At 65.5% G+C, this 26,866-nt stretch carries 27 protein-coding genes and 1 pseudogene; 13 read left to right on the top strand and 15 right to left on the bottom strand.

Annotation, left to right across the window (positions count from 1 at the left end):
• The 5 genes and pseudogenes from ABE485_RS22095 to ABE485_RS22075 all read right to left on the bottom strand — a co-directional run.
• Window positions 1-394: pseudogene (locus ABE485_RS22095) on the bottom strand (flagellar hook-length control protein FliK); the annotation flags it as partial.
• Entirely contained in the window at window positions 391-741 is a 351-nt protein-coding gene (locus ABE485_RS22090; RefSeq protein WP_346517404.1) for a flagellar protein FliT, read from the bottom strand. The pseudogene ABE485_RS22095 and the gene ABE485_RS22090, both read right to left, overlap by 4 nt.
• Before the next feature lie 47 nt (window positions 742-788).
• A complete protein-coding gene (gene fliS / locus ABE485_RS22085; protein WP_346517403.1) occupies window positions 789-1,217 on the bottom strand; it encodes a flagellar export chaperone FliS in 429 nt (142 codons plus the stop codon).
• A 17-nt stretch (window positions 1,218-1,234) separates the two neighbouring features.
• Window positions 1,235-2,623, bottom strand: a complete 1,389-nt coding sequence (gene fliD, locus ABE485_RS22080; RefSeq protein ID WP_346517402.1) for a flagellar filament capping protein FliD — start codon at window positions 2,621-2,623, stop codon at window positions 1,235-1,237.
• 144 nt (window positions 2,624-2,767) lie between these two features.
• Window positions 2,768-3,145 (bottom strand): flagellar protein FlaG, encoded by a 378-nt coding sequence (locus tag ABE485_RS22075; protein ID WP_346517401.1) that lies wholly within the window; start codon window positions 3,143-3,145, stop codon window positions 2,768-2,770.
• 139 nt (window positions 3,146-3,284) lie between these two features.
• Here ABE485_RS22075 and ABE485_RS22070 point away from each other — a divergent pair, with 139 nt between their 5' ends.
• Window positions 3,285-4,022 (top strand): IclR family transcriptional regulator, encoded by a 738-nt coding sequence (locus ABE485_RS22070; RefSeq protein ID WP_346517400.1) that lies wholly within the window; start codon window positions 3,285-3,287, stop codon window positions 4,020-4,022.
• A gap of 28 nt (window positions 4,023-4,050) precedes the next feature.
• Here the strand turns inward: ABE485_RS22070 and ABE485_RS22065 are convergent, their stop codons facing one another.
• From ABE485_RS22065 to ABE485_RS22050, 4 genes are all read right to left on the bottom strand, one after another.
• Window positions 4,051-5,217 (bottom strand): acyl-CoA dehydrogenase family protein, encoded by a 1,167-nt coding sequence (locus ABE485_RS22065; protein WP_346517399.1) that lies wholly within the window; start codon window positions 5,215-5,217, stop codon window positions 4,051-4,053.
• Window positions 5,207-6,448: a CaiB/BaiF CoA transferase family protein gene (locus tag ABE485_RS22060; RefSeq protein WP_346517398.1), complete on the bottom strand. Its 1,242-nt coding sequence runs from the start codon at window positions 6,446-6,448 to the stop codon at window positions 5,207-5,209. Before ABE485_RS22060 ends, ABE485_RS22065 begins: the two co-directional genes overlap by 11 nt.
• The gene (locus ABE485_RS22055) at window positions 6,445-7,416 is read right to left on the bottom strand and encodes a Bug family tripartite tricarboxylate transporter substrate binding protein (RefSeq protein ID WP_346517397.1); all 972 of its coding nucleotides are present in this window, start codon (window positions 7,414-7,416) and stop codon (window positions 6,445-6,447) included. Before ABE485_RS22055 ends, ABE485_RS22060 begins: the two co-directional genes overlap by 4 nt.
• A gap of 71 nt (window positions 7,417-7,487) precedes the next feature.
• The gene (locus ABE485_RS22050) at window positions 7,488-7,904 is read right to left on the bottom strand and encodes a cupin domain-containing protein (protein ID WP_346517396.1); all 417 of its coding nucleotides are present in this window, start codon (window positions 7,902-7,904) and stop codon (window positions 7,488-7,490) included.
• A gap of 164 nt (window positions 7,905-8,068) precedes the next feature.
• Here ABE485_RS22050 and folC point away from each other — a divergent pair, with 164 nt between their 5' ends.
• The 4 genes from folC to purF all read left to right on the top strand — a co-directional run bounded on the left by folC (window position 8,069) and on the right by purF (window position 12,273).
• Complete coding sequence (folC, locus tag ABE485_RS22045) at window positions 8,069-9,379, top strand: bifunctional tetrahydrofolate synthase/dihydrofolate synthase (protein WP_346517395.1); 1,311 nt, start codon at window positions 8,069-8,071, stop codon at window positions 9,377-9,379.
• A 72-nt stretch (window positions 9,380-9,451) separates the two neighbouring features.
• Complete coding sequence (locus ABE485_RS22040) at window positions 9,452-10,234, top strand: SPOR domain-containing protein (protein ID WP_346517394.1); 783 nt, start codon at window positions 9,452-9,454, stop codon at window positions 10,232-10,234.
• Window positions 10,234-10,722, top strand: a complete 489-nt coding sequence (locus ABE485_RS22035; protein ID WP_346517393.1) for a CvpA family protein — start codon at window positions 10,234-10,236, stop codon at window positions 10,720-10,722. Before ABE485_RS22040 ends, ABE485_RS22035 begins: the two co-directional genes overlap by 1 nt.
• Before the next feature lie 30 nt (window positions 10,723-10,752).
• Complete coding sequence (gene purF, locus ABE485_RS22030; RefSeq protein WP_346517392.1) at window positions 10,753-12,273, top strand: amidophosphoribosyltransferase; 1,521 nt, start codon at window positions 10,753-10,755, stop codon at window positions 12,271-12,273.
• Between the two features lie 72 nt (window positions 12,274-12,345).
• Here purF and ABE485_RS22025 read toward each other — a convergent pair whose 3' ends face one another.
• The 6 genes from ABE485_RS22025 to map all read right to left on the bottom strand — a co-directional run bounded on the left by ABE485_RS22025 (window position 12,346) and on the right by map (window position 18,252).
• Window positions 12,346-12,867, bottom strand: coding sequence for a M48 metallopeptidase family protein (locus tag ABE485_RS22025; protein WP_346517391.1), 522 nt, complete (start codon window positions 12,865-12,867; stop codon window positions 12,346-12,348).
• Between the two features lies 1 nt (window position 12,868).
• Window positions 12,869-13,465: a nucleotidyltransferase family protein gene (locus ABE485_RS22020; RefSeq protein ID WP_346517390.1), complete on the bottom strand. Its 597-nt coding sequence runs from the start codon at window positions 13,463-13,465 to the stop codon at window positions 12,869-12,871.
• Window positions 13,466-13,471: 6 nt separating this feature from the next.
• Complete coding sequence (locus ABE485_RS22015) at window positions 13,472-13,957, bottom strand: disulfide bond formation protein B (protein ID WP_346517389.1); 486 nt, start codon at window positions 13,955-13,957, stop codon at window positions 13,472-13,474.
• Between the two features lie 49 nt (window positions 13,958-14,006).
• Window positions 14,007-14,720, bottom strand: a complete 714-nt coding sequence (locus ABE485_RS22010; RefSeq protein WP_346517388.1) for a MarC family protein — start codon at window positions 14,718-14,720, stop codon at window positions 14,007-14,009.
• A gap of 87 nt (window positions 14,721-14,807) precedes the next feature.
• Window positions 14,808-17,414, bottom strand: a complete 2,607-nt coding sequence (locus ABE485_RS22005; protein ID WP_346517387.1) for a [protein-PII] uridylyltransferase — start codon at window positions 17,412-17,414, stop codon at window positions 14,808-14,810.
• A 16-nt stretch (window positions 17,415-17,430) separates the two neighbouring features.
• Window positions 17,431-18,252 (bottom strand): type I methionyl aminopeptidase, encoded by an 822-nt coding sequence (gene map / locus ABE485_RS22000; RefSeq protein ID WP_346517386.1) that lies wholly within the window; start codon window positions 18,250-18,252, stop codon window positions 17,431-17,433.
• Between the two features lie 890 nt (window positions 18,253-19,142).
• Between map and rpsB the strand changes: the two genes are divergently transcribed.
• The 8 genes from rpsB (at window position 19,143) to rseP (ending at window position 26,848) form a co-directional block, all read left to right on the top strand.
• On the top strand, window positions 19,143-19,892 hold the full coding sequence (gene rpsB, locus ABE485_RS21995; protein ID WP_346517385.1) for a 30S ribosomal protein S2: 750 nt from the start codon (window positions 19,143-19,145) through the stop codon (window positions 19,890-19,892).
• A 179-nt stretch (window positions 19,893-20,071) separates the two neighbouring features.
• The gene (gene tsf / locus ABE485_RS21990) at window positions 20,072-20,950 is read left to right on the top strand and encodes a translation elongation factor Ts (RefSeq protein WP_346517384.1); all 879 of its coding nucleotides are present in this window, start codon (window positions 20,072-20,074) and stop codon (window positions 20,948-20,950) included.
• 178 nt (window positions 20,951-21,128) lie between these two features.
• Window positions 21,129-21,845 carry a UMP kinase gene (gene pyrH, locus ABE485_RS21985; RefSeq protein ID WP_008167708.1) on the top strand — a complete coding sequence of 239 codons (717 nt, stop codon included), beginning with the start codon at window positions 21,129-21,131 and terminating at the stop codon, window positions 21,843-21,845.
• Window positions 21,846-21,860: 15 nt separating this feature from the next.
• On the top strand, window positions 21,861-22,421 hold the full coding sequence (gene frr, locus ABE485_RS21980; protein ID WP_346517383.1) for a ribosome recycling factor: 561 nt from the start codon (window positions 21,861-21,863) through the stop codon (window positions 22,419-22,421).
• Between the two features lie 180 nt (window positions 22,422-22,601).
• Window positions 22,602-23,366: a polyprenyl diphosphate synthase gene (gene uppS / locus ABE485_RS21975; protein ID WP_346517382.1), complete on the top strand. Its 765-nt coding sequence runs from the start codon at window positions 22,602-22,604 to the stop codon at window positions 23,364-23,366.
• A gap of 53 nt (window positions 23,367-23,419) precedes the next feature.
• Entirely contained in the window at window positions 23,420-24,277 is an 858-nt protein-coding gene (locus tag ABE485_RS21970; RefSeq protein ID WP_346517381.1) for a phosphatidate cytidylyltransferase, read from the top strand.
• Window positions 24,274-25,473: a 1-deoxy-D-xylulose-5-phosphate reductoisomerase gene (locus ABE485_RS21965; RefSeq protein WP_346517380.1), complete on the top strand. Its 1,200-nt coding sequence runs from the start codon at window positions 24,274-24,276 to the stop codon at window positions 25,471-25,473. Before ABE485_RS21970 ends, ABE485_RS21965 begins: the two co-directional genes overlap by 4 nt.
• Before the next feature lie 43 nt (window positions 25,474-25,516).
• On the top strand, window positions 25,517-26,848 hold the full coding sequence (gene rseP / locus ABE485_RS21960) for an RIP metalloprotease RseP (RefSeq protein ID WP_346517379.1): 1,332 nt from the start codon (window positions 25,517-25,519) through the stop codon (window positions 26,846-26,848).
• Window positions 26,849-26,866: the final 18 nt, after the last annotated feature.

The following is a 26,866-nucleotide window of genomic DNA, read 5'->3' as shown; positions in this document are numbered from 1 at the left end:
GCGCGCGGCCCTGCACGGGAGGCGCGGCTTCGGGAAACTGGGCAAGCAGGGCGAGAATGGTGCGGGCGGTCGTGCCCAGCGTGGTCGGCGCGGATGCGGTCGTGTCGCTGCTGGTGACCAGGCCGCGGGCGGCCAGCGCCAGCGCCGCGGCGGTTTTGGGGTCGACAACAGTATTCTGGCGGTCGCCTCGGGCGCCGCCAGTCTGTATGCCTTGCCGGGAATCGCGGGCCGATCCGTCCGACGGTCCGGCTTTCTCCGGACTGCCGGGCTGGCTGACCGCATCGGGCCGCGCGCCGGAAACCTGATTGGCGTTCGCGGCGGACATCGTCGTGCCAAGCACGGCGTCCAACCGCTGCACCAGGACGTTGCCGAGCGCGGCGGGACCGATGCTCATTCTTCAGGCGCCTGGTTGCCGTAGGCGGACAGCAGGGTCTGCTGGCGCTTCATGCGCCCCAGCAGTTCGCCCAGCCGCGCCAGTTGCGGCAGCGCCAGATCGCGCGTCATCGCATCGTTTTCAAGGATGCGCACGAGCAGGTCGTACTTCATGCTGCGGCCGGCTTCATCCAGGGGGCTGGAGCGTTCGGCATGGCGCAGGCGCTCGACCTGCTCGCAGTAGAGTTGCCCATGCATGAGCGCGGTATCCCAGTCGCCGGCCTGGGCGGCCGTCAACATTTCGCCCGTGGATATGGCGATCTCCTGATACTGTTCCAGGATGGCGGAGTACTGGGTAAGGGACGTCATAGAAATCTCGGGCGCTGGATGGCTGGCTGAATTCGTCGTGTGGGCCATCAAAGCTGTGCGCCGGGGGCAGGCCGGTCGATGGAGGTCTGCCAGGCTTCGGCCAGATCCGCCAGCAGGCGGTCTGCGATGTCGAGCTGCTCGACGTCCGCTTTCAGGTTCGCCATCAACAGCGTGCGGACGATGTAATCGTAGAGCCGGCTGAGATTGGCGGCGATGTCGCCGCCAGCCTCCATGTTCAGGCCCATTTTCAGGCCTTCGTCGACGATCTTGATCGCCTTGGTGATTGCCGTGCCCCGTTCGGACACGCGGCCTTCCTGCAGGTGAATGCGCGCCTGCCCGATCGCCGCACGCGCACCCTGGTAGAGCAGGGTGATCAGCCTTTCCGGGGTGGCGCTCATTACTTGCGTTTCCAGGCCGATATCGGCGTAGGAGCGGACGGAGTATGAGCCTGTGGGGCGGCGTGCGGCGTACGTCATCTAAAGCATCTTCTTGGTTATGAGTTCGACTTGTTCATGGCCGCAAACTGCTGGGTCAGGTAGTTGGCCGTGACCGACTGCTGTGCAACGAACTTGTCCAACTGGACGAACTGGGCGCGCATCAACTCCAGCTGGGCTTCGCCGGCGGCTTTGGCGCGGGTGTACTGGTTCTTCACGTTTTCGATCGACTTGGCCAGACCGTCGGTCTTGGTCTTGATCGAGCCGGTGTCGCTGAGGATGTCCTTGGTCGCCTTTTCGAAATTGGCGGCCAGGCCATCGGCGCCGGACAGCATGCGGGTGACGTCGGCGCTGTTCGTGGCCAGGGCCTTGTCCAGCTTGGTCTGGTCCAGCGTCAGTTGGCGCGTGTTCGGATTCGTCGTGATGCCCAGGTCGGCCAGCGAACGCATCGAGCCTTCGCCCGTCACGAACTGCAGCGCGCTGGCAAGCGACGACTGGATGCTGCGCGTCGTGCCGTCGCCGGTCAGCGGCTGGTTGGTGGCGGCGGTCGCGTCGAACGCCGTCAGGTTCTTGATCGTCGTCTGCAGCGTGTTGTAGGCGGTGACGAAGCTCTGGATGGCCTTGCTGGCCACCGAGGGATCGCTTTCCAGCTTGAGCGTGATCGGCTTGCCGGCTTCGGTCTTGGTCGTCAGGTTCAGCGTCACGCCGTCGATGGCGGTCGAGATATTGTTCGTGCCGCTCTTGACCGTGATGCCGTTGATGTCGATCTCGGCGTCCACGGCGGCGGTGGCCGTCATCTTGGTGCTGGTGTCGCCGGCGTCGGTGTTGTAGTTCAGGACGTCCTTGAGCGACTGGTCGCCGGTCACGGTGATGGACTTGACCGAGGCCTGCACGCCGGTGTTCTTGGCGGTCAGCATCAGGTAGCTCTTGCCGTCGCCGTCGGTGATGACGGTGGCGCGCACGCCCAGCGTGTCGTCGGCGTTGACCGCCTTGACGATGCCGTTCAGGGAAGTGTCGTCCTTCAGGTCGACGGTTTTCTTGGTGCCGTCGGCCAGTTCGATTTCAAACGAGCCCGTGGCGCCGTTGGATGCCTTGCGGTCGGCGACCGCACCCGATTGCAGCGTCTGGGAGGTGGCAACGCTCTTCACGTTGATCGTGTATTCCCCCGCCACGGCGCCTTCGGCGGCCACGGTCGCGGTCAGGGCGTCGCCGCCGGTCACGCTGCCTTTCACGGCGCCCATCGTTTCGGTCTTGCCCAGCACGGCGGCAGCCTTCTGCACGGCCTCGACGGCGCTTTTCAGCTGGCCGTAGGCAGTGACGCGGGTTTCAAAGCTGGTCTGCCGTACGGTGTACTGCTCCAGCTTCTTTTCCTCGGCTGCCTGCAGCTTCGTGAGGATGTCCTCCAGGGGCAAGCCTGAATTCGAACCGAGGTTGGTGATGGTGGCCATGTGAAATTCCTTCCTAGCGATGCAATTCTGTCAAAAAAGGGATGCCGGCGATTGGCCGGGTAAGGGCATAAGGCAGGCCTAATTCGGCGGTTCTCTCACCGGGCCGCATAAAAACAGGGCGTGAACGGCGTTTTAAGGGCCGTATCAGGCACTGGTCTTGATCCCGTTGCCTTGCATATTCACGATCATTTTGGCGATTTTGAGCACCGTTTCGCTGGGGATGGTGCGAATTACGTCTCCAGACTCAGCGTCGACCACGGACACCACCACTTGGTGCACGTTGGGGTCGATTTCGAACTGAAGCTGGGTCGACCAGGCTTTCATCTGGTCGTTGATTTCGTCGATTGCTTTATCCAGGGGCAGCTTCTGCGCATTGGACTGATCCGACGTGGCGCTGTCGGAGGCGCCGCTGTTCGTGCTTGCGGGCGCCGGCGTGGCGGTTGCTGACGGGTCTGGGGCGGCGATTACCGTCGAAACCGGTAACGACGCGAACGCTGCGGGGGCTAACGGGGTTACGGCCATGATCACTCCAACGGCGAGGGGGCGTCTCGGAGGAACGCGCTGTTTTCAGGAAATTCTCAGTTACCATAACGACACGGCCGCAGGGAACTTTAGCCCCGCGCAAACAGATGGTTCACGTGCTAAGGGTTCGGATCGGTCAATGAGTGTCAAGACGGCGCTGCGAGTCATCGAAATCATCGAAACGTACGCCCGCGAGAAACGTGCGCTGCCCCTGTCGGAACTGGCCCGCCTGCTGGATGTGCCGGTGTCCAGCTGCCTGGCGCTGATCCGCACCCTGACCGGCCTGGGCTATCTCTATGAGACAGGGCGTCGCCAGGGCTATTACCCCACCGGACGTCTCCTGGCCATGGCCCAGCGCATCGCGCGGGCGGATCCTGTCCTGGACCGGGTTTATCCCAGCCTTGTTGAATTAAGGGACGCTACGCGCGAAACCATCGTCTTCGCCAAGCTGGCGACCGACGGCCGGGTCGTCTATCTGGATGTGCTGGATTCGCCGCATACGATCCGATATGCGCCTGTTGCCGGCGAGTTCAAGGACGTACACGCCAATTCGCTGGGAAAAGCACTGCTGTCGCTGTTGGACGGCCCCACCCGGGACGCGGTGCTCGGGCAGGGCGCCATGACCCGCTACAACGAACGCACGCTGGTGACGCGCGAGGCCCTGCTGGCGGACATCGAGGTGTCGCGCCAACGGGGGTGGTTCATGAACAGCGGGGAATCCATCCCGGACGTGGGCGCCATCGCCTGGCCCGTCACGCTCTCGGGCGAGCACTACGCCATTTCGGTGGGCGGGCCGATCTACCGCATCGAGCCCCAGCAGGAAGCCTATGCCCGCATCCTGCGCGCCGCCTGCACCGGCCTGGAACAGCAGGCCTGAGCCCGCCGGCGCGGCGTCGCCCGCCGTTTCAATACGACTTGGGCAGTCCCAGCACCTTTTCCGCGATGAAGCACATGATCAGTTGCGGGCTGACGGGCGCAATCCGGGGGATGAAGCTCTCCCGCAGCAGCCGCTCCACGTGGTACTCCTTCGCGTAGCCCATGCCGCCCAGCGTCATCACCGCGGTCTGGCAGGCGTTGTAGCCGGCCTCGGCCGCCAGGTATTTGGCTGAATTGGCGGCCGGCCCGCAGGGCTTGCCCGCGTCGTACAGGCTGGCCGCCTTGAACACCATCAGGTCCGCGGCCTCCAGCTGCATCCAGGCCTGGGCCAGCGGATGCTGGATGCCCTGGTTCTTGCCGATCGGACGGCCGAAGACCGTGCGCTCGCCGGCATACTTGACCGCCCGGTCGAGCGCCGCGCGGCCGATGCCCACGGCTTCCGCCGCAATCAGGATCCGCTCCGGATTCAGGCCGTGCAGGATGTATTCGAAGCCGCGGCCTTCCTCGCCGATGCGGTCGGCCACCGGAATCCGCAGGCCGTCGATGAACAGCATGTTCGAGTCGACGGCCTTGCGGCCCATTTTCTCGATCTCGCGCACTTCGATCTTTTCGCGGTCCAGGTCGGTATAGAACAGCGACAGGCCCTGCGTGGGCTTTTCCACTTCCGACAGCGGGGTGGTGCGCGCCAGCAGCAGCATCTTGTTGGCCACCTGCGCCGTGGATATCCAGATCTTGCGGCCGTGGACGACATACTCATCGCCCTGGCGCACCGCCCGGGTGCTGAGCTTGGTCGTGTCCAGGCCGGCGTCCGGCTCGGTGACGGCGAAGCAGGCCTTTTCCCGTCCGGCGATCAGCGGTTCGAGCCAGCGGGCGCGCTGGTCGTCGCTGCCGAACACCACCACCGGATTCAGGCCGAAGATGTTCATGTGGACGGCCGACGCGCCGGTAAAGCCGGCCCCCGATGCGGCGATGGTCTGCATCATCAGCGCGGCCTCGGTCATGCCCAGGCCCGCGCCGCCGTATTCCTGCGGCATGGCGATCCCCAGCCAGCCATCGCGCGCCAGGTCGGCGTGCAGCGGTTCCGGAAAGCCGCCCTCGCGGTCGCGCTCCAGCCAGTATTCGTCGGGATAGCGGTCGCAGATGCGGGAGACCGCGTCGCGCAATGCCAACTGGTCTGGGGTGAATTCAAAGTCCATCTTCGTTTCCGTCCTGGGTAATGCCACGGGCGATCATGGCGTCGATATGCGCCGGGTCGTAGCCGGCCTCGGCCAGCACTTCGCGGCTGTGCTGGCCCAGCTTCGGGGCGGGGCGGCGCAGGGATGTGGGGGTGCCTTCGTATCGGCCAAGCGGGCCGGTGGTGCGGATCCGGCCTTCCGACGGGTGGTCCATTTCCTGGATGAAGCCCGTGGCGGCCAGGTGCTCGTCCTGGATCAGGCCGTCGATCGTATATAGCTGCGAAGCGGGAATGTCCGCCCCGGCCAGATCGTCCAGCCAGGCCTGGCTGGGCCGCGTGGCGATCACCTCGGCCACGAAGGCGTAGACCTCGCTGATGTTCGCCGCCCGCGCGCCGTGCGTGCAGAAGCGCGGGTCCAGCGACAGTTCGGGCCTGCCGATCAGATTGAAGAAATTGCGCCAGTGCTTGTCGTTGTAGTTCAGCAGGCAGATGTAGCCGTCGGCCGTCGCGTAGGGCCGGCGATGCGGGGCCAGCAGCCGGGCATAGCCGGTGGGGCCGAGCGGCGGCTCGAACGTGGCGCCGCCCAGGTGGTCGCCCAGCACCAGGTGCGCCATGCCCTCGAACATGGGTATCTCCACCTGCTGGCCGCGGCCGAGAGTCCGGGCGCTCAGCACCGCGGACACCAGCGCGATGCCGACGTGCAGCCCGACGGCGCGGTCGGCCAGCGTCAGCGGCGCGTAGCGGGGCACGTCGCCGCTCTGCTGGGCGGACAGCGCGGCGATGCCGGTCTGGCCCTGGATCAGGTCGTCATAGGCCGGGCGGCCGGCGTAGGGGCCGGACTCGCCGAAACCATAGGCGCCCACGTAGACGATGCGTGGGTTGCGGGCGGCCACCGCCTGGTAGGACAGTCCCAGCCGCGCCATCGCCTGGGGCCGGATGTTGTAGAGCAGGGCGTCGCAGCTTTCCGCCAGCTTCAGGCAGGCGGCCAGACCTTCGGGCGTCTTCAGGTCCAGCACGATGGACCGCTTGTTGCGGTTCAGGTGCAGGTAGATATGGCCCATGCCCGGGTTGCGCATGGGACCGACGGCCCGCATGTTGTCGCCCGCCGGCGATTCCACCTTGATCACGTCCGCGCCCAGGTCCGCCAGGACCTGGGTCGCGTACGGCCCCATCACTACCGAACTCAGGTCCAGGATGCGCACGCCGGCAAGCGGACCGGCGCAGGGCGTATCGGGAAGCGGCTGATCGATCATTGCTGCTCGATCCCCGCGTCGCGGATCAGCTTGCCCCACAGGTCGCGCTGTTCGCCCACGAACTGGGCGAAGGCTTCGGGCGTGCTGGAAAAGGCATCGAAGCCCAGGCCGGCCAGGCGCTTTTTCACCTCGGGCTTGGCGACCACCTGATTGATGGCGGCATTGAGCTTGGCCACGATCTCCGGCGGCATGCCGGCCGGGCCGAAGTAGCCGTTCCAGGAGTTCAGGTCGAAGTCGGCGACGCCCGCTTCGGCCATGGACGGCAGGTCCGGCACGATGGCGCTGCGCTCGGCGGTGGAGACGGCCAGGGCGCGCAACTGGCCCGACTGCACGAAAGGCAGGCCGGAAGCCAGGTCGGTGAACATGAAGTCCACCTGGCCGCCGACCACGTCGGTCAGGCCTTGCGGCGTGCCCTTGTAGGGCACATGCAGGATGTCGACCTTGGCGCGGTTGGCCAGCGTGGCGCCGGCGACGATGCCGGTGCTGTTGCCGCTGGCGTACGTGATGCGGCCCGGATTCTTCTTGGCGTCGGCAACCAGATCGCCCACCGTCTTCCAGGGGCGCTTGGGGTTCACGACCAGGATGAAGGGCAGGTTGCCGCCGCGGGCGATGGGCGTGAAGTCCTTGACCGGGTCATAGGGAACGTTCTTCATCAGCCAGGGGGCGGCCGAATGCGACGTATTGGTCGTGACGAACAGCGTGTAGCCGTCCGGCTTGGCGCGCGCCACATAGCTGGCCGCGATGGTCGCGTTGGCGCCAGGCTTGTTTTCCACCACGACCTGCTGGCCGAGGATGGCCGACAGTTCCGAGCCGAAGATCCGTCCCACGGCGTCCGTCCCGGATCCCGCCGGGAAGGGCACGACCAGGGTGATCGGCTTGGAAGGGTAGTCCGCGGCATGGGCGGCGGGGGCTGCGATCAGGGCGGCGCCGCTGACCAGCGCGGCGCCTAGCAGGCGTAAGGGTTGCATGGGTTTGTCTCCAGTCTTTTATAGGTGGGAAGGGCGCGGCTTCTGCGGCCGCTGCCCGTCAGGTCGCCGCTTCAGGCGGCTGGGGGTGGCGCCGGAAAGTCGCGGATCACGCGATCGGGGGATTCTTCGTAGGGGGGCGTGTAGATCACCAGCAGGCGTGCGGGTTCTTCGCTCGTCACGGTGAAGACGTGCGGGATGTCGGGCGGGAAGTAGCAGCAGTCGCCCGGCCCCATGTCGGCCCATTCGTCCTGCACCTGCGCGCGGGCCGTGCCGGAAATCAGATAACAGACCTGCTCGATGCCAGGGTGCGCGTGGGGCAGCGCGCCCTTGCCCTTGTCGATCACGCCCAGCAGCACTTCGACGCCGCGGGCGCCGACGGTGTCAGGACCGATCAGCCGGCGGTTCAGCGTGCCGGTGTGGTTGGCGGGGTGGTAGCCAGGCACGTCGGCTTCCCGAACCAGCCAGGCGGGGGTCTTTTGCTGCGTCATGTCTCGTCCTTTTATTTTTCATACATGAATTTATTTTTACGTATGAGAAAAACTTGGGCAAGCGTTTTCTTCCACGGTATACCGTGCCGCTCCCTAGGGGATTAGGGAAAACACCGTGCGCGGACTGCTAAAATCGAAGGCTGATTTTCTTTCGCGAATCCGCCATGTCTTCTGCCCGTACGCCTGACGCTGCCGCAACCTTGCCCGATTGGCTGCAGTACCTGGAGTCCATCCATGCCACCGCCATCGACATGGGCCTGGACCGCGTGCGCGAAGTCGCCGGGCGCATGGGCCTGGCGCTGCCCGGCGTGAAGTTCGTCGTCGGCGGCACCAACGGCAAGGGCTCGACCTGCGCCATGCTGGAAGCCATCCTGCTGGCCGCCGGGTACAAGGTCGGGCTGTATACGTCCCCGCACCTCATCGATTTCAACGAGCGCGCCCGCGTCAACGGCCAGATCGCCTCCGACGCGGACCTGATCGCCCAGTTCCAGGCGGTCGAGGCCGCCCGCGGCGACGTGTCGCTGACGTACTTCGAATTCACCACCCTGGCGATTCTGCGCCTCTTCTCCCAATCCAGGCTGGACGCCGTCGTGCTCGAAGTCGGCCTGGGCGGGCGCCTGGACGCCGTGAACATCGTCGACGCGGACTGCTCCATTGTCACCAGCGTCGACCTGGACCACACCGAATGGCTGGGTGACACGCGCGAGAAGATCGGCTTCGAGAAAGCCCACATCTACCGCAGCGGCCGGCCCGCCATCTGCGCCGATCCTGTGCCCCCGCAATCGCTGCTGGACCACGTCCAGGAAATCGGCGCGGATCTGTGGCTGTTCGGGCGCGACTACAACTATTCCGGCGACCGCCAGCAATGGGCCTACGGGGGGCGCGAGCAGCGCCGCAGCGCGATGGCCTATCCGGCCTTGCGCGGCGCCAACCAGCTCCTGAACGCCTCGGCCGCGCTGGCTGCCCTTGAATCCGTGCGCGACCGCCTCCCGGTGCAGCAGCAGGCCGTCCGCCTGGGGTTGCTGCAGGCTTCGCTGCCCGGCCGCTTCCAGATCCTGCCGGGTCAGCCCACCGTGATCCTGGACGTGGCGCACAACCCGCATGCCGCCGCCGTGCTGGCCCAGAACCTGGACAACATGGGATTCCATCCCTACACCCATGCGGTCTTCGGCATGCTCAACGACAAGGACCTCGCGGGGGTCGTGGCCAAGCTGGGATCCCGCGTGGACTACTGGTACTGTGCCGGTCTGCCCGGTCCGCGCGGCACGCCCGGCCAGGCGCTCGCGGACCAGGTCGGCGCCGCGCTTCCCCCGCTGCCCGCCGGCAGCGAAAGTCCGGGCATCCAGGCCTACGCGGATCCGGCCCAGGCCTTTGCCGCAGCGCGCGAACGGGCAGGGGAGAATGATAGAATCGTGGTGTTCGGGTCGTTTCTCACCGTAGCCTCGGTTTTGCAGGCTCTGGGTCGCAAGGCATAGGCAAATCGGGCCATTCGCGTGGTGGCGGCCCGCCGCCGTATTGCCGCAAGGCGCCGCAAGGAATTCTCTTCCATGGGTTTTTTCAAACGCAAAGATCCCGCCGAGCAGGCGCAGGCCTCCAAACGGGCCGCCGTGCCCAGCGAGGTCCAGGCCGCCGAGTTGCGCGGCCGTGCCCGACGCAGGCTTGCGGGCGCCGTGGCCCTGGTGCTTGCCGCCGTCATCGTGCTGCCCATGGTGCTGGACTCGCAGCCCGCGCCCGTGGCCGACAACATCCCCATCAAGGTGCCTGAACGCAACACGCCGTTCCAGCCCCAGATCTCCGAACCGCAGGCTGCCGCGCCCGCCGCGCCGGAATCCGCGCCCGCGGATCATGCGCCCGTGCCCACGCCGCCTGCCGTGACGTCCGTGCCGCCGCCCGTGGCGGCAGCCCCGGCCACGCCGCCCGCGACCCCGCAGCCGGCCGTGCCGCCCAAGCCCGAAGCAAAGCCCAAGCCCGAACCCAAGCCGGCCACGCCGCCCAAGCCGGATTCGCGCTCGGACGACGGCGCCCGCGCCCTGGCGCTGCTCGAGGGCCGCTCCGCGCCCGCTGCCGCGCCTGCGCCCAAGCCGGCGGCGTCCAAAGGCAATTTCGTGCTTCAAATCGCGGCCTACTCCACCTCGGAAGACGCCCAGTCGCGCCGCAGCAAGCTGCATCAGGCCGGCGTGACCAACGCATTCGTCGAGCAGGTCTCGAAAGATGGCAAGCAGCAGTACCGTCTGCGGGTGGGGCCGTTCCCCTCGCGCGAGGCGGCACAGGCGGCCCAGGCGCGTTTGCGCACCCTGGGCTATGACAATGGTTTCATTGCCGCCCAATAGTGACCGGTTTCGACTTCGTCGTGCTGGCCATCCTGGCGGTATCGGGTGTGCTGGGCCTGGTGCGCGGCCTGCTCAAAGAGGTGCTGTCGCTGGTCGCCTATCTGCTGGCCTTCGTGGCCGCGATATGGTGGGGGCCCACGGTCTATACGTGGCTCGAACCCTATATTGAAACGACGCTGCTGCGCATGGGAGTCTCATACGCCGTGGTGTTCATCATCGTGTTGCTCGGCGTCGGGTTGGTCAATATGACCCTCGCCGCCTTGATCCGCAGCACCGGACTCAGTCCGGCCGACCACGGCCTGGGCGGAATGTTCGGTCTGGCCCGTGGCCTGCTGATCGTGCTGGCGCTGGTCGCCGCCGCAGGCTACACGCCGCTGCCGGAAGAGCCATGGTGGAAGGACGCCATGTTTTCGCATTCGGCCATCGAGGCCGTCAAACATATCAAGACGTGGTTGCCGCCAACCTTGGCGACGTATCTGCCGTATTGATTAGCTTCAAATCAACCAGGAAATCTCACCATGTGTGGAATCGTAGGGGTCATCGGGCGCGGGCCGGTCAACCAGCTGCTCTATGACAGCTTGCTGCTGTTGCAGCACCGCGGGCAGGATGCCGCGGGCATCGCGACGTCGCAAGGCAACCAGTTCAATATGTACAAGGCGCACGGCCTGGTGCGCGACGTCTTCCGCACGCGCAACATGCGCGCGCTGCCCGGCACGTCCGGTGTCGGCCAGGTGCGTTATCCCACCGCAGGCTCCAGCGCCAGCGAAGAAGAAGCCCAGCCGTTCTACGTGAATGCGCCGTTCGGCATCATGTTGTCGCACAACGGCAACCTGACCAACTGGCGTGAACTGCGCGAATCGCTCTACCGCGTCGACCGCCGCCACATCAATACGAATTCCGATTCGGAAGTGCTGCTGAACGTGCTGGCGCATGAGCTGCAGTCCGCGGCCAACGGCGTGTCGCTCGACGACGACGCGATGTTCCGTGCGGTTGCCGCCCTGCACAAGCGGGTGCGCGGCGCCTATGCCGTGGTGGCCCAGATTTCCGGCTACGGCCTGCTCGCGTTCCGCGACCCCAACGGCATCCGTCCGTTGTGCATCGGCCGCCAGGAAACCGAAGAAGGCGTGGAATGGATGGTGGCCTCGGAATCCGTCGCCCTGGAAGGCAGCGGCTTTGCCTTCGTGCGCGACGTCGAGCCCGGCGAAGCCGTGTTCATCGACCTGGACGGCCGCCTGGTCGCTCGGCAGTGCGCCGACAACCCGCAACTGGTTCCCTGCATTTTCGAATACGTCTATTTCGCGCGCCCCGATTCCATGATCGACGGCGTGTCGGTGTACGACGCGCGCCTGCGCATGGGCGAATACCTGGCCGACAAGGTTGCGCGCAACATGCGCCTGGGCGACATCGATGTCGTGATGCCCATCCCGGACTCGTCGCGTCCCGCCGCGATGCAGCTGGCCGCCCGCCTTAACCTCGACTACCGCGAAGGGCTCATCAAGAACCGCTACGTGGGCCGCACCTTCATCATGCCGGGCCAGGCCGTGCGCCGTAAGTCCGTGCGCCAGAAGCTCAATGCCATCGGCATGGAGTTCAAGGGCAAGAACGTGCTGCTGGTCGACGACTCCATCGTGCGCGGCACCACCAGCCGCGAGATCGTGGACATGGCGCGCGCCGCCGGCGCCAACAAGGTGTACTTCGCGTCCGCCGCGCCTCCGGTCCGCTTCCCCAACGTGTATGGCATCGATATGCCCACGCAAAGCGAACTGATCGCCACCGGCCGCACCGACGAAGAGATCGCCCGCGCGATCGGCGCCGACAGCCTGGTCTACCAGGACCTGCACGACATGCAGCAGTCCGTGCGCGACCTCAACCCCAAGCTGACGCGCTTCGAGGCATCGTGCTTCGACGGCCAGTACATCACCGGCGACATCACCCCCGAGTACCTGGCCCGCCTGGGCCAATCGCGCTCGGAAGCCGGCCAGGACGAAGGCGCGGGCGGCCTGCGCTTCAACATGGGTTTCACCTCCGACGACGCCTGAACGGCGCCCGCGTTTCGCGGCCAGAAAAATGCCGTCCCTCGGGACGGCATTTTTGTTTGCGGCGCCAGGCGGCTACGCTTTCGGATCCCACAGCGGCGCGCGCGTGGCCTCCAGGTGGGTCAGGTACAGGCGCAGGTCGAACTCGTACTGGTGGTAGTGCGGTTCCATGCGCAGGCACATGTTGTAGAAGGCCTTGTTGTGGTCCTTTTCCTTCAGATGCGCCAGCTCGTGGACCGTGATCATCTTCAGGAACTCTTCCGGCACGCTCCTGAACAGCGTCGCCACCCGGATTTCATGCTTGGCCTTCAGCTTGCCGCCCTGCACGCGCGAAATGTAGGTGTGCTGGCCCAGTGCATGCTGGATCACGTGGATCTTGCTGTCGAACGCCACCTTGTTGATCTGGTCGCCGTTGCGCATGTAGGCGTTCTTCAGGTCCGTCACGTACTGGTACAGCGCCTTGTCGGTGCGCACGCCATGGGGGCCGCCCGGATACCTGGCCAGGAGCGCCGCGCCCAGCTTGTCCTGGTCCAGCAGTTTTTGAGCTTGCGCCAGCAGGGGTTCCGGATAGCCGGTAAGGTATTTCAAGGTTTGCACGTCAAGGATTGCGCGGTGTTTCGACCGCCAGGCGCGGCCAGGTTTCAAGGTGGCGCTTGGCCGCGAGCCGTTGCGCATAAGTCGCGGGATCCGCGGCGGGACTCGGCCGGAGCACCAGCCCGAACAGATCGGCCAGGCCGTGCGGGGCGATGATGCGCAGGCGGTCATCGCGGCCGAGCGCGACGCCCACGCACGTTGCCGTTTCAGGCCAGCCGGCGATGCCGGCGGCAAGGGAATCCGCCGGCGGGGGCGCCAGGCCCCGGCTGTCACGCCGCCACAGGTGAACACGGGCCTGGTTGACGGCCTCCCAGGGTGCATCCGGCGCGGCATCCTGCAGGCGCCGCTTCACGTCTGCTTCATGCGCGGCGGAAAGGTCCGCAGGGTCGAAGTATACGAAATCGACGTCGGCGGGGGTGTGGCTGTCCGGTGGAAAGCCGTGCAGATGGTTCCAGACCAGCGTGCGTATCGCGCCTGCACCGATGCAGCCATCGGCGGGCGCGTGGTCGCGTGCGGCGCGCAGCCAGCGCATGAGCCGCGCATCCGCCAGGACCAGCGCGCGCAGCGTGTCGGCGTGCCGGTCGTTCCCTGGCGTCGACACGGGGCGCTAGTTTGCCCGGCCGCGGCGGAACGCGACCGGCAGCGCCATGAAGAACACGATCACGAAGAGCGCCAGGCTCCACAGCGCGTACTCGATGCCCAGCACGGGCACCTTGGCGTCCATGCAGGTGGCGTAGATGCCGAACAGGGCAGGGATGGCGCTTTCCAGGCCAATGCCGGTCATGAAGCGATCGGCGAAGGTCTGGTCGCAGGACAGCATGTTCGCGGCCACGCTGTACTGGTACCAGGCGGCCACGATGCCCGACAGGGACAGGATGGCGGCCAGGGCGCCGCAGACGCGGGTCAGCGCGCGTCCGCCGCCGAAGCCGCCGATCAGCGCGAAGACGCCGATCACCAGGTAGATCAGGCGCTGCATCACGCACCAGGCGCAGGGCGGCATGTCGAAGACGTGCTGGGAGACGAGGGCCACGCCGACGGCGCCGAAGCAGAAGAGGGCGATCAGGCGGAGCAGGCGTTCGGAGCGAGAGGTCATTGTTGCGATGAAAGAGGTTGGACGGATCCGGGAGCGCGCCCGGCCATGCTTAGGCCTTGGGAATCGGAATTGGTTGCATGACCTGGGTCAGTACGCCCAGCATCAATTCGCGCGCGCCCTCCCAGAAGATCTGCACGCCCAGGCACAGCATGATGAAGGCCGACAGCCGCATGAACACCGCCGTGCCGTTGTCGCCAAGACGGTGCAGCATCTGCGCGGCGAAGCGCAGGCAGACGTACAGCGTCAGCGAGACGACGATGATGCCCGGAATCGAGCCGCCCAGTCGCACCAGGCTCAGCACGTGGTTCTGGTCGCGCAGCGAAACGCCCACCGTGATGGCCGCCGCGATGGATCCGGGGCCGCAGCTGATGGGAAAGGTCAGCGGATAGAAGGCGCGCGCCTTGGCCATTTCCGGTGTGAACGATTCGGCCATGCGGGCAACGCGTTCGGTGTCGGCGTCCGGCGAATTGACCAGGCGCCAGGCGCTGGCGATGACCAGCATGCCGCCACCCACCCGCACGATGGACAGCGAAATGCCGAAAAAGCTCAGGAGGACGTTGCCGGCCACCATGGCCACGACCAGCATCAGGCAGACGTTGATCGCGACCCGCTTGGCCAGCACCACGCGCGTGGACGACGAGGCGCCCTCGGTCAGCGACAGGAAAATGGGCGCGATGGCGGGCGGATTCAGGAAGGGCAGCAGGGTGGCCAGCGCAAAGAAGAAGCTGCCACCGAAAACGCGCAGATAGTCATTTAGCTGCATGAGAGCGAGCATCGCCTGGCCGAAAACCGGATTGTATGCCTTCCGGAGCGGCCATGGCGATGCTTCGGCGCCTTGCGGCGCGGCGGGTCAGGCGGCGCGCTGCTGGGCGTCCTCGCCCGCGAGCGCATCAAGGATGTCGCGCTCGAACTGCATCTGGCTGCGGGGGCGCGCCAGGGCGGACCCGTCCACGATGAAGACGTCCTCCACTCGGTCGCCCAGCGTCATGATCTTGGCCATGAGCAGGTTGACCTCATGGCGGGCGAACACGCGCGCCAGGGCGTGCAGGAGGCCCGGCCGGTCGGTGGCCGTGACGGACAGGCGCCAGGACGTGCTGCGCTCGTCGGGTTGCAGCTCGGCCTGGGGCATCACGGGGAACACGCGCGACACCCGCGACTGCCGGCCGCGGCCGTACCAGCTGCCGCGCGCGGGCTGGGCCTGCGCGGCAGCCTGCGGATCTTTCAGGCGTTCGGCCAGTTCGTGCTCGACCAGCGTGGCCTGGGCCCGCAGGTCGCTCGCGCCTTCCGGCAACAGCACGATGAAGCTGTCCAGCGCCCAGCCGTGGCGAGTGGTGTGGATGCGCGCGTCCTGGATGGACAGCGATTTGGCGTCGAAGTAGCCGCAGATCGCCACGAACAGGTCGGGCGCGTCGCGCGTGTAGACCATGATCTGCAGGCCTTCGCCCTGTTCGGTGGGGCGGGCCTTGACCACGGCCTGGGCCGGTTCGACCTGGTGATACAGGTGGCGCGTATGCCAGGCGATGTCGGACGCGTCGTGGCGCAGGAAATACGCCACGTCCAGCTGGTTCCAGAAGGCCTCGCGGGCGTCGTCGCGCAGCCCGGCCAGCCGGGTCAGGCGCGCGGCCTCTTCCTTGCGTTCCGTCAGCACGGTGTGCGCGTCCGCGTGCGCGCCGCCCAGCGCGGCCAGGGTCAGCTTGTACAGGTCTTCAAGCAGCTTGCCCTTCCAGGCGTTCCAGACCTTGGGGCTGGTGCCGCGGATGTCCGCCACGGTCAGCAGGTACAGCGCGGTCAGGTGGCGCTCGTCCTGCACCACGGCGGCGAAGTCCTGCACGACCGCCGGATCGGACAGGTCGCGCTTCTGCGCCACCGCCGACATCAGCAGATGCTGGCGCACCAGGAATTCCACCAGCTTGGCGTCCTCGGGATCCATGCCGTGATCCTGCGCGAACTTGCGCACTTCGCGGGCGCCAAGTTCGGAATGGTCGCCGCCGCGGCCCTTGGCGATGTCATGGAACAGCGCCGCCACGTACAGCAGCCAGTGCCGGTCCAGACCCGCGATCAGCTGGCTGGCCAGCGGATACTCCTGGGCGTGTTCGGGCATGGTGAAGCGGCGCAGGTTGCGCACGACAGCCAGCGTGTGCTGGTCCACGGTATAGGCGTGAAAGAGGTCGTGCTGCATCTGGCCCACGATGCGGCGGAACACCGGCAGGTAGCGCGGCAGGATGTTGAGCATGGTCATGCGCCGCAATTCATGCACGATGCCGCGCGGCTGCTGCAGGATCTGCAGGAACAGCTTGCGGTTCACCGGATTGCGGCGGAACTGCGCGTCGATGCGGTGCCGCGAATGCCAGATGGCGCGCAGCGTGCGGGCGGACATGCCGGTCAGTTCCGGGTGCTGCTGCATCACCAGGAAGGCGCGCAGGAGCAGGGTGGGATTGCGTTCGAAGCCGTCGTCGCGAATGATGTCCAGGCGGTCGCGCAGGTTGCGGAAATCGTCGTCGATGTCGCGCGCGTCGCTGTCGGGGCGCGGAAACAGCCGTTCCTCGATGTTCTGCACCAGGATGCCATTGAGCTGCGTGACCAGGCGCGCCGCCCAGTAGTAGCGCTGCATCAGCAGTTCGCTGCCGCGGCGCGTGGCCGTGGCGTGGATGCCGTAAACCTCGGCCAACGCTGGCTGCAGGTCGAACAGGACGCGGTCCTCGCGCCGGTTCGACAGCAGGTGCAGTTCGATGCGCAGCCGCTTGAAGGCCTGTTCGGCCTTGCGCAGGTCGCGCGCTTCAGAAGAGGTCAGCAGGCCGGCCTGCGCAACGGACCTCCAGGTGTTGCCAAAGCCCGCCGCGCGGGCCATCCACAGGATGACCTGCAGGTCCCGCAGGCCGCCCGGGGATTCCTTGCAGTTCGGCTCCAGCGCGTAGGGCGTGTCGTGGTAGCGCGCGTGGCGCTGCTGCATTTCCGTGCGCTTGGCCAGGAAAAACGCGCGCGGGTCCAGGCGGGACTTGGTCGCCGCGTCGAACTTGCGCATCAGCACGCGGCTGCCGGCCAGCCAGCGGGATTCCAGCAGCGCGGTTTCGACCGTGATGTCGGCGTCGGCTTCGCGTTCGCAGTCCTCGATGGTGCGCACGCTGTGGCCGGGTTCCAGTCCCAGGTCCCAGAGCGAGGCCACCAGTTGCTCGATGGCGGATTCGTCTTCGGGCGTGGGAACGTGCGGCAGCAGGATCAGCAGGTCGACGTCGGAATGGGGGTAGAGTTCGCCGCGGCCATAGCCGCCCACGGCCGCGAGCGTGGCGCCGACAGGCAGGGGATAGTGCTTGACCAGGTCCCGCAGCGCCGCATCCACGATGCGGCGCAGTTCGGACAGCAGCGTGTCCGGCCGTTCATGTTCCCGGAATTGGGCCACCGCGGCCCGCCGGGATTCCTGGATGCGTTCGCGCAGCTTGGTGAGGATTTCGGCGGTCATGGCTGGCAGCGGCGCTTCAGACGGCGGGGATGACGATGGGTTCGGTGATAAAGGCCGGGGGCTGGGGCATGCCGGGCGAAAGGGTTAGTACTTCATACCCGGTATCGGTAACGCAGACAGCATGCTCCCATTGCGCCGACAGGCTGTGGTCGCGCGTAACGACCGTCCAGCCGTCGGACAGCTGGCGGATCTCACGGCGGCCGGCGTTGATCATGGGCTCGATGGTGAACAGCATGCCCGTCACCAGTTTCACGCCGGACCCCGGCTTGCCATAATGCAGCACCTGCGGGTCTTCGTGGAAGCGCTGGCCGATGCCGTGGCCGCAGAACTCGCGCACCACCGAAAAGCCGTTGGATTCGGCATGCTTCTGGATCGCGTTGCCGATGTCGCCCAGGGTGGCGCCGTTCTTCACCTGCTGGATGCCTTTCCACATGCACTCGAAGGTGATGTCGGTCAGGCGGCGGGACAGAATGGACTGTTCGCCGACCGCATACATGCGGCTGGTGTCGCCGAACCAGCCGTCCTTGATGATGGTGACGTCGATATTCAATGAGTCCCCATTTTTCAGCACCTTGTCGCCGGGGATGCCGTGGCAGACCTGGTGGTTCACCGAGGTGCAGATGGCGCCGCGGAAGGGCGGATAGCCGGGGGGCGCGTAGCCCACCGTGGCGGATTTCACCTTCAGTTCGTCGGTCAGGTACTCCAGGCAGAGGCGGTCCAGCTCCCCGGTTGTGACGCCCGGCTTGACGTGGGGGGTGATGAAGTCGAGGACTTTGGCGGCGTCCTGACAGGCTGCGCGCATCTTGGCCAGGTCGGCCGGATTGGTGATTGTGCCCATGGAGTAGATTAGCGATCTCTCGCTTGAATGTCTGCTTGAAAGAATAGTAGAATTATAGGCTTCCCTAAAAATTTGGGGAGCAATCGGGTTACCGGCAAGAGTTGCAGCCGGTTGTGGCGAACCCACTGGGTACATCGATATCCAATGGGCAGGAACCACGGCCAGCGGCAGCGTAGCCAACCCGGCGGGTGCGGGCCCTCTGGTTCCACGTTCCCGGCAGCAATCCTGGTTTTGCGCGATTCTTTCATGAGATCGGCGGCAAGCCCTGAAGTTTCACCGCAAGCGAAGGTTGTGGAGCGAATTCGGGCAAGCCGCAGAGCTTGGGAAAAGATGGGCGCCGGGCAGGGGTTTCGGCTGGAAGCGCTTGGGTTCTGAAGTCTGGCGCCAGCTGGGCGCGGCGTGCTTGTAAGCCCGGAAGTGTTTTCGAGCGGTGATGCAGGTTCGGTATGGGCGCTGAATTAATTTCTTGAAGGCGGTTCCTGAAAAGGGGCGCTTTTTGAAGAAATGCCCCAGCTGCCTGATGCGCGGCCAGGCCTAGCGGCCATGGATGCGATGAACTGGATTTCGCCGCCAACAAAACAAGTCCGGGTGCGCCTTGAAGAAACTTCCAGGAAACTCCTGGAGTGTCGGACAGGCGCGATGCAAGCCACGCGGCGCAAGGCTCTTGTCGTGGCGGCCGTCTGGGTTTATCGCGGCAGCGTAGTAGTCGTTAAAGGCGTGCCGCTTCAGGCGAAAAGCCTGCAGCGTCATAGTTATTGCGGCAGTGATCGGCCGGCCCGGTTAAAATTTTGTCATCCCGCATGTGCGGGAAATCGCGCGCAACACCACCCAGGGTGTCAGCAAGATGCTGATGCAGGTGCGGCGCAAGAAACCAACCCTTGGAGAATTACATGTCTTTGATGCGCGAAATGCTGGAAGCGGGTGTCCACTTTGGTCACCAGACCCGTTACTGGAACCCCAAGATGTCGCAGTACATCTTCGGCCACCGCAACAAGATTCACATCATCAACCTGGAAAAGACGGTTGATAAGTACCAGGAAGCCACCAAGTTCGTGAAGCAGCTGGCTGCTCGCGGCGGCAACATCCTGTTCGTCGGCACCAAGCGCGCTGCTCGCGAGCTGGTCGCTTCCGAAGCCGCCCGTTGCGGCATGCCCTACGTCGACGCCCGCTGGCTCGGCGGCATGCTGACCAACTTCAAGACGGTCAAGACCTCGGTCAAGCGCCTGAAGGACATGGAAGTCGTTGTCGCCGAAGGCGGCGCCGAGCGCATGATCAAGAAGGAAGGCCTGCTGTTCCAACGTGAACTGGACAAGCTGAACAAGTCGATCGGCGGCATCAAGGACATGAACGGTCTGCCTGACGCCATGTTCGTCATCGACGTCGGCTACCACAAGATCGCCATCGCCGAAGCCAAGACCCTGGGCATCCCCGTGGTCGCCGTGGTTGACACCAACCACTCGCCCGAAGGCATCGACTACGTCATCCCCGGCAACGACGACTCGGCCAAGGCCATCGCGCTGTACGCCAAGGGCATCGCCGACGCCGTGCTGGAAGGCCGCGAGCAGAACCTGAACGGTCTGGTTGAAGAACTGGGCGAAGGCCAGGAAGAGTTTGTCGAAGTGCAAGACAACCAGGCCTAAGCCTGCTGTCATGTCCGGCGGGTAGTGTCTGGGAGCGGCGCCGAAACGGTCCGCTCCCGCCTCGCCGGCGCTGCGAAGGTGGGCTCCCATCTTCCAGGCCCGCCTAATGCGGGCGTCCCATCGAATCAAACCACTGCCCCGGCCCGCCGGGGCGTGTCTTAGCAAAATTTGGAGCAAACATGGCTGAAATTACCGCTGCCCTGGTCAAGGAACTGCGCGAAAAGACTGACGCGCCCATGATGGAATGCAAGAAGGCCCTGACGGAAGCTGAAGGCGACCTGGTCCGCGCCGAGGAAATCCTGCGCGTCAAGCTGGGCAACAAGGCCAGCAAGGCCGCTGCCCGCGTCACCGCCGAAGGCCTGATCGGTCTGTTCATCTCCGCCGACGCCAAGCAAGGCGCCGTCATCGAAATCAACTGCGAAACGGACTTTGTCGCCAAGAACGACGACTTCGTCGGCTTTGTGAACAAGCTGGCCGAGCTGGTCGCCACGCAGAACCCCGCCGACGTGGCCGCCCTGTCGGCGCTGCCGTACGGCGACGGCACTGTCGAGTCCACCCGCACCGCCCTGATCGGCAAGATCGGCGAAAACATCTCGATCCGCCGCTTCGAGCGCATCCAGACCCCGAATTCGCTGGCCAGCTACGTGCACGGCGGCAAGATCGGCGTGTTGGTCGAATACACCGGCGCCGAAGAAGTGGGCAAGGACCTGGCGATGCACATCGCCGCCACCAAGCCCAAGGCCCTGAACGCCGACGGCGTGAACCCGGCCGACATCGCCGCCGAGCGCTCGGTTGCCGAGCAGAAGGCTGCCGAATCGGGCAAGCCCGCCGATATCGTCGCAAAGATGGTGGAAGGTTCCGTTGCCAAGTTCCTGAAGGAAGTCACGCTGCTGTCTCAGCCGTTCGTCAAGAGCGACAAGCACACGGTCGAACAGCACCTGAAGGAAAAGGGCGCTTCGATCAGCAAGTTCGTGCTGTTCGTCGTCGGCGAAGGTATCGAGAAGAAGACCAGCGACTTTGCCGCTGAGGTTGCAGCCGCCGCCGCCGGCGCCGCCTGACCTCTAAGGTAGTGCTTAAAGGCCGGCGCTAGATTAAATTCTAGTCCGGCCTTTTCGCCGCATGGCGGCCCAACGGGGAGCATTCCCCAGGGCCGCAAGCCCGCGCAGCGGGTGCGGCGTTGGGGACTCCCCATTCTTGTCTTACACTTTCGTCGGATTGTTCTTCGGGATATCACCTATGAGCAGCAGAGCATACAAACGGGTTCTTCTCAAACTTTCCGGCGAGGCGCTGATGGGCGACGATGCATTCGGCATCAATCGTTCCACCATCGTCCGTATGACCGATGAGATCGCCGAAGTCGCCGCCACCGGCGTCGAACTGGCCATCGTCATCGGCGGAGGCAACATCTTCCGTGGCGTCGCCCCGGGTGCGCAGGGCATGGACCGCGCAACCGCCGACTACATGGGCATGATGGCCACCATCATGAACGCGCTTGCGCTGCAAGACGCGCTCAAGCACAAGGGCATCGACACCCGGGTACAATCGGCCCTGAATATCGATCAGGTCGTCGAGCCCTACATCCGCCCGAAGGCCCTGCGCTACCTCGAAGAGGGCAAGGTCGTCATCTTCGCGGCGGGCACCGGCAACCCCTTCTTCACCACCGATACGGCTGCTGCCTTGCGCGGCGCGGAAATCGGCGCGGAGATCGTGTTGAAGGCCACCAAGGTGGATGGCATCTACAGCGCGGATCCCAACAAGGATCCCACCGCCACGCGTTATTCGCGCATCAGCTTCGACGAGGCGATCGTCCGCCGTCTGGAAGTCATGGACGCCACCGCCTTCGCGCTGTGCCGCGACCAGAAGCTGCCGATCAAAGTGTTTTCGATCAATAAGTCCGGCGCGCTCAAGCGAGTCGTGAGCGGCGAGGACGAAGGCACGCTGGTACACGTTTAAAGAAAAGGAAATTCCATGAGCGCAGCAGAAATCCGCAAATCCGCCGAGGCCAGAATGGCCAAGTCGCTTAATACGCTCAAGACCAACCTGGCCAAGATCCGCACGGGCCGCGCCCACACCGGCATCCTGGACCACGTGCAGGTCGAATACTACGGTTCGCCCGTGCCGGTTGGCCAGGTCGCCAACGTGAACCTGGTGGATGCCCGCACGATCAGCCTGCAGCCGTACGAAAAGCACATGGCCGGCCCGATCGAAAAGGCGATTCGCGAATCCGACCTGGGCTTGAACCCCATCTCGATGGGCGACACCATCCGTGTCCCGATGCCCGCGCTGACTGAAGAGCGTCGCCGCGACCTGACCAAGGTGGTGCGCAGCGAAGGCGAAGACGCCAAGATCGCCGTGCGCAACCTGCGCCGCGAAGCCAATGAAGCGCTGAAGAAGCTGGTCAAGGACAAGGAAATCTCCGAGGACGACGAACGCCGTTCCCAGGACGACGTCCAGAAGCTGACGGACCGCGCCGTCGCCGACATCGACAAGATGGTCGTCCAGAAAGAAGCGGAAATCATGACCGTATAATCCCAGCACGCTGCGGGGTGCGCCGGCGGTGCCGGCGGCCCTTTGCGTCAGGATTCTCCTGCCCATGCGCCGTCCAGTCCATTGCCTCGCGGTACTTCTACGGAGCAATGGAAGCGACGGCGCAGGTTTTTTCCCGTATTCCTGTTTTTCGCCGGTTCACCGCGCGCAGTCCCCACACTAATGGCAACCAGTTCGACCCAGGCGGTTCCCGACACCCGCGACATCCCCGAGCACGTCGCTATCATCATGGATGGCAACGGCCGCTGGGCGACGCGGCGGCTGCTGCCGCGCACGGCCGGGCATGCCAAGGGCGTGCAGGCGGTGCGGCGCGTGGTCGAGGCCTGCGGCCGCGCCGGTGTCCGGTATCTCACGCTGTTCGCCTTCAGCTCCGAAAACTGGCGCCGTCCGGCCGAAGAGGTCTCCCTGTTGATGCGCCTCTTCGTGCAGGCGCTGGAACGCGAGGTCGGCAAGCTTCAAGAGCAGGGCGTGCGCCTGCATGTCATCGGCGACCTCAGCGCGTTCGAACCCCGCCTGCGCGAACTGATCGCGGCGGCCCAGGAACGCACCGCCCACAACGACCGTCTGCATCTGACGGTTGCTGCCAACTATGGCGGCCGCTGGGACATTCTTCAAGCGACGCGCGCCATGCTGGCGGCCGAGCCCGGCCTGGCGGCCAATCCCGACCTGGTGAACGAAGAGCGCCTGGCCAAACATCTTTCCATGGCATGGGCGCCTGAGCCCGATCTGTTCATCCGCACCGGCGGCGAGCAGCGCATTTCCAATTTCCTGATCTGGCAGATGGCCTACGCGGAGTTCTACTTCACGGACCGCTACTGGCCGGACTTTGGCGCCAATGAACTCACGGCTGCCTTTGATTGGTACCGCACGCGCGAACGGCGTTTTGGCCGCACCAGCGCGCAAGTCAGCGAAAGCAGCACCAAATAGGCGGAAGGCGACCAAGCGCGTCTTTCCCAGGCTGAACACGAGGAGACCGTCATATGTTGGGCCAGCGTATCGTTACCGCCGTCATCTTGTTGGCCATTCTTGCGGCCGCAATGGTCAGCGCCAATCCGTGGTGGTTTGTCGCCTTGCTGGCCCTGGCCGCCGCGTGCGCCAATTGGGAGTGGCTGCGGCTGACGCTGCCGCAACCGCCATCCCCCCTGATTTCCGTCGGCGTCGCCGTGCTGCTGTTCGCGGGCATGCTTGCGCTCGCCAATGCCTGGCTGGCCGGCGAACGCGCCGGCGTGACCGATCCGGACTGGGTATTGCGCTACCTGGTGCCCGCCGTCTCGGCGGTCTGGCTCTTCGGCGGGGTCGCGGCCGTGGTTCGCGGGCGCTCCGACGCGGCGCCCGCAAGCCTGGGCTGGTCCGTATTTTCGGTGCCTGCTGCCTTCGCGGCATGGGCGGTGCTGGCGCAGATGTACATGGCGCGGGGCGCGGGGTTCGTCGTGTCCTTGCTGGCGCTGGTCTGGGTCGCGGATATTGCGGCTTATTTTGCCGGGCGCGCCTTCGGCAAGCGTAAACTGGCTCCGCGGGTGAGTCCGGGCAAAACGATCGAAGGTGCCATTGCCGGCGTCCTGGGCGCCGTGGTGTGGATCGGGCTTTCCAGCCTGTGGGCCGGGACTTTCGGCCACGCGCTGGTGGAGCGCTGGTCGTTCTGGCTTGCGCTGCCGATCGCGGCGTTGCTGGGCGTGCTGTCCATCGTGGGAGACCTGTTCGAGTCGCTGCTCAAGCGCCGGGCCGGCCGCAAGGATTCCAGCACGCTGCTGCCGGGCCATGGGGGCGTTTACGACCGTATCGATGCGATTCTTCCGGTCGCGCCTTTCGCGCTACTTTTGTCTGGAGTTTTGTTTTGACGGCTTTTCAACGCGTCGTGGTGCTGGGATCGACCGGTTCGATCGGCGTAAGCACGCTGGATGTAATCGCGCGCCATCCCGAGCGCATGGCGGTGTACGCGCTGTCTGCGCATAGCCGGATGGAGCGTCTGGCCGAGCAGGCGCTGTCCAGCCGTGCGGCGGTCGTGGTGGTGCCGGACGGCGCCGCGCGGCAGAAATTCATCGATGCCTGGCCATCCGGCCAGAAGACGCCCGAGATCCGCGTGGGTGCTCAGGCGCTGGCCGATACCGCGGCCGATCCCCAATGCGATTCCGTCATGGCTGCCATCGTGGGCGCGGCCGGGTTGCCCGCAGCCCTGGCTGCGGCGCGCGCGGGCAAGCGCGTGCTGCTGGCCAACAAGGAAGCCCTGGTCGCTGCCGGATCGCTGTTCATGCAGGCTATTCGCGATAACGGCGCTGAACTGCTGCCAATAGATAGCGAACATAACGCGATTTTCCAATGCTTGCCCCATCACGGGCGCGCGCTGGCGCCTGACAGCCCGGCGCCGGGCGTGCGGCGCCTGTTGCTGACCGCATCGGGCGGCCCGTTCCGCAGCCGCGATCTGGAAGACCTGCACGAAGTCACTCCGGCCGAGGCTTGCGCTCATCCCAACTGGAGCATGGGCCGCAAGATTTCGGTGGATTCCGCCACCATGCTCAACAAGGGCCTGGAGGTGATCGAGGCTCACTGGCTGTTCGCCATGCCGGCTGACCGGATCGAAGTCGTCGTGCATCCCCAAAGCGTGGTGCACTCGATGGTCGAATACAACGACGGATCGGTGCTTGCGCAGCTGGGGCAACCCGATATGCGTACCCCGATCGCCTACGGCCTGGGATTTCCCGAGCGCCTGGAAAGCGGCGTGGGGCCGCTGGATCTCACGCGGCTCGGTCGGCTGGACTTCGAAAAACCCGATCTGTCCCGATTTCCCTGCCTGGCGCATTCCTTTGCGGCGCTGCGCGCGGGGCAGGGCGCCTGCGTGGCGCTCAACGCGGCCAATGAGGTCGCGGTCGACGCTTTCCTGGATGGCCGCCTGGCCTACACCTGGATTCCGCGAGTCATCGAGGCTGCCCTCGAGTGGCAAGCGCGGCAAGCATCTGTTACGCTCAACAGTCTTGACGACGTGCTTGCACTTGACGCCGAATCGCGCGTCTTTGCGGGTAACCTGGGGCTGGCCTGATGGCCGGCCGCGCTTGCTTCTGATTTCCTAGAATTCCGATCCCATGCTTTTCACCTTGCTGGCCTTTGCGGTGGCGCTTGGCTCACTGATTATTTTCCATGAGCTGGGGCACTATTGGGTCGCTCGACTGTGCGGCGTGAAGGTGCTGCGCTTCTCGGTGGGATTCGGCAAGGTCATCCTGCGCCGCACAGACCGCCACGGCACGGAATGGGCGGTTTCCGCACTGCCGCTGGGCGGCTACGTCAAGATGCTGGACGAGGCGCCCGCCGGCGCCAGCCCGTCGCTTGCGGCAGGGGCCTTCAACAACAAGCCCGTCGGCCAGCGCATCGCCATCGTCGCCGCCGGACCCATCTTCAACCTGATCCTCGCGGTCTTCCTCTATGCGGGCCTGAACATGGCCGGCACCGAAGAGCCGGTGGCCATCATCGCCCAGCCCGCCGCCGACACGCCTGCGGCGCGCGCCGGCCTGCTCCCGGGCGACCGCATCCTGGCGGTCGACGGCGAGGAAGTCGCCTCCTGGTCTGACGCCCGCTGGCGCCTGATGGACGTCATGTCCACGGGCGGCCGCGCGCGGATCGAGGTGAGCACGCCCACGGGTGCGGTGCAGCAGCGCGATCTGGATCTTCCCGCCAACACCATGGACCCGGCCGAAGGCGACCCGCTCGCCGCCGCCGGCATCCGCCTGGCCCAGCCCAAGCCCGCCGTGCGTGGCGTCATCGACGGCGGGGAAGGGCAGGCAGCCGGCCTGCGCACGGGCGACCTGGTCGTGGCCGTGGACGGCCGGCCCGCGCCCGACACGGGCGCACTGGTCAAGCAGATTCAGGAAAGCGCGGGCAAAACCCTGGCGCTCACCGTGACGCGCGACGGCGCCAATATCACCGTGAACGTCACGCCCCGGCCGGAAGTGGTCAATGGCCAGGAAATCGGCCGGCTTGGCGTCCAGCTCGGCGGCAATGTGCCGATGGTGACGGTCCGGTATGGCGTGTTCGAAAGCCTGTGGCGCGGCGCCGTCCGCACCTGGGATACCGCCTGGTTCTCTTTGCGCATGATGGGCCGCATGGTCACGGGCGATGTCTCGTGGCGTAATGTCAGCGGCCCGGTCACCATCGCCGACTACGCCGGCCAGACCGCACGGATCGGCATTGTTGCGTATATCGCCTATATCGCATTGATCAGCATCAGCCTGGGCGTTTTAAATTTGCTTCCCATTCCTATGCTGGATGGCGGCCATCTGCTGTACTATCTCGTCGAAATTGTGCGGGGCAGCCCGCCGCCAGCAAAGTGGATCGACATCGGACAACGCGCCGGCATTGGTTTATTGGCAGGCCTTATGGGGCTTGCGCTGTTCAACGATTTCACGCGTTTGTTCACTTGAACGCGATTTAGCATAAAA

The organism is Achromobacter spanius, from assembly GCF_039673305.1.
GTDB lineage: Bacteria > Pseudomonadota > Gammaproteobacteria > Burkholderiales > Burkholderiaceae_B > Achromobacter > Achromobacter spanius_F.
The sequence above is the reverse complement of the archived record's forward strand: the minus strand, read 5'-3'. Positions and strand labels throughout refer to the sequence as shown.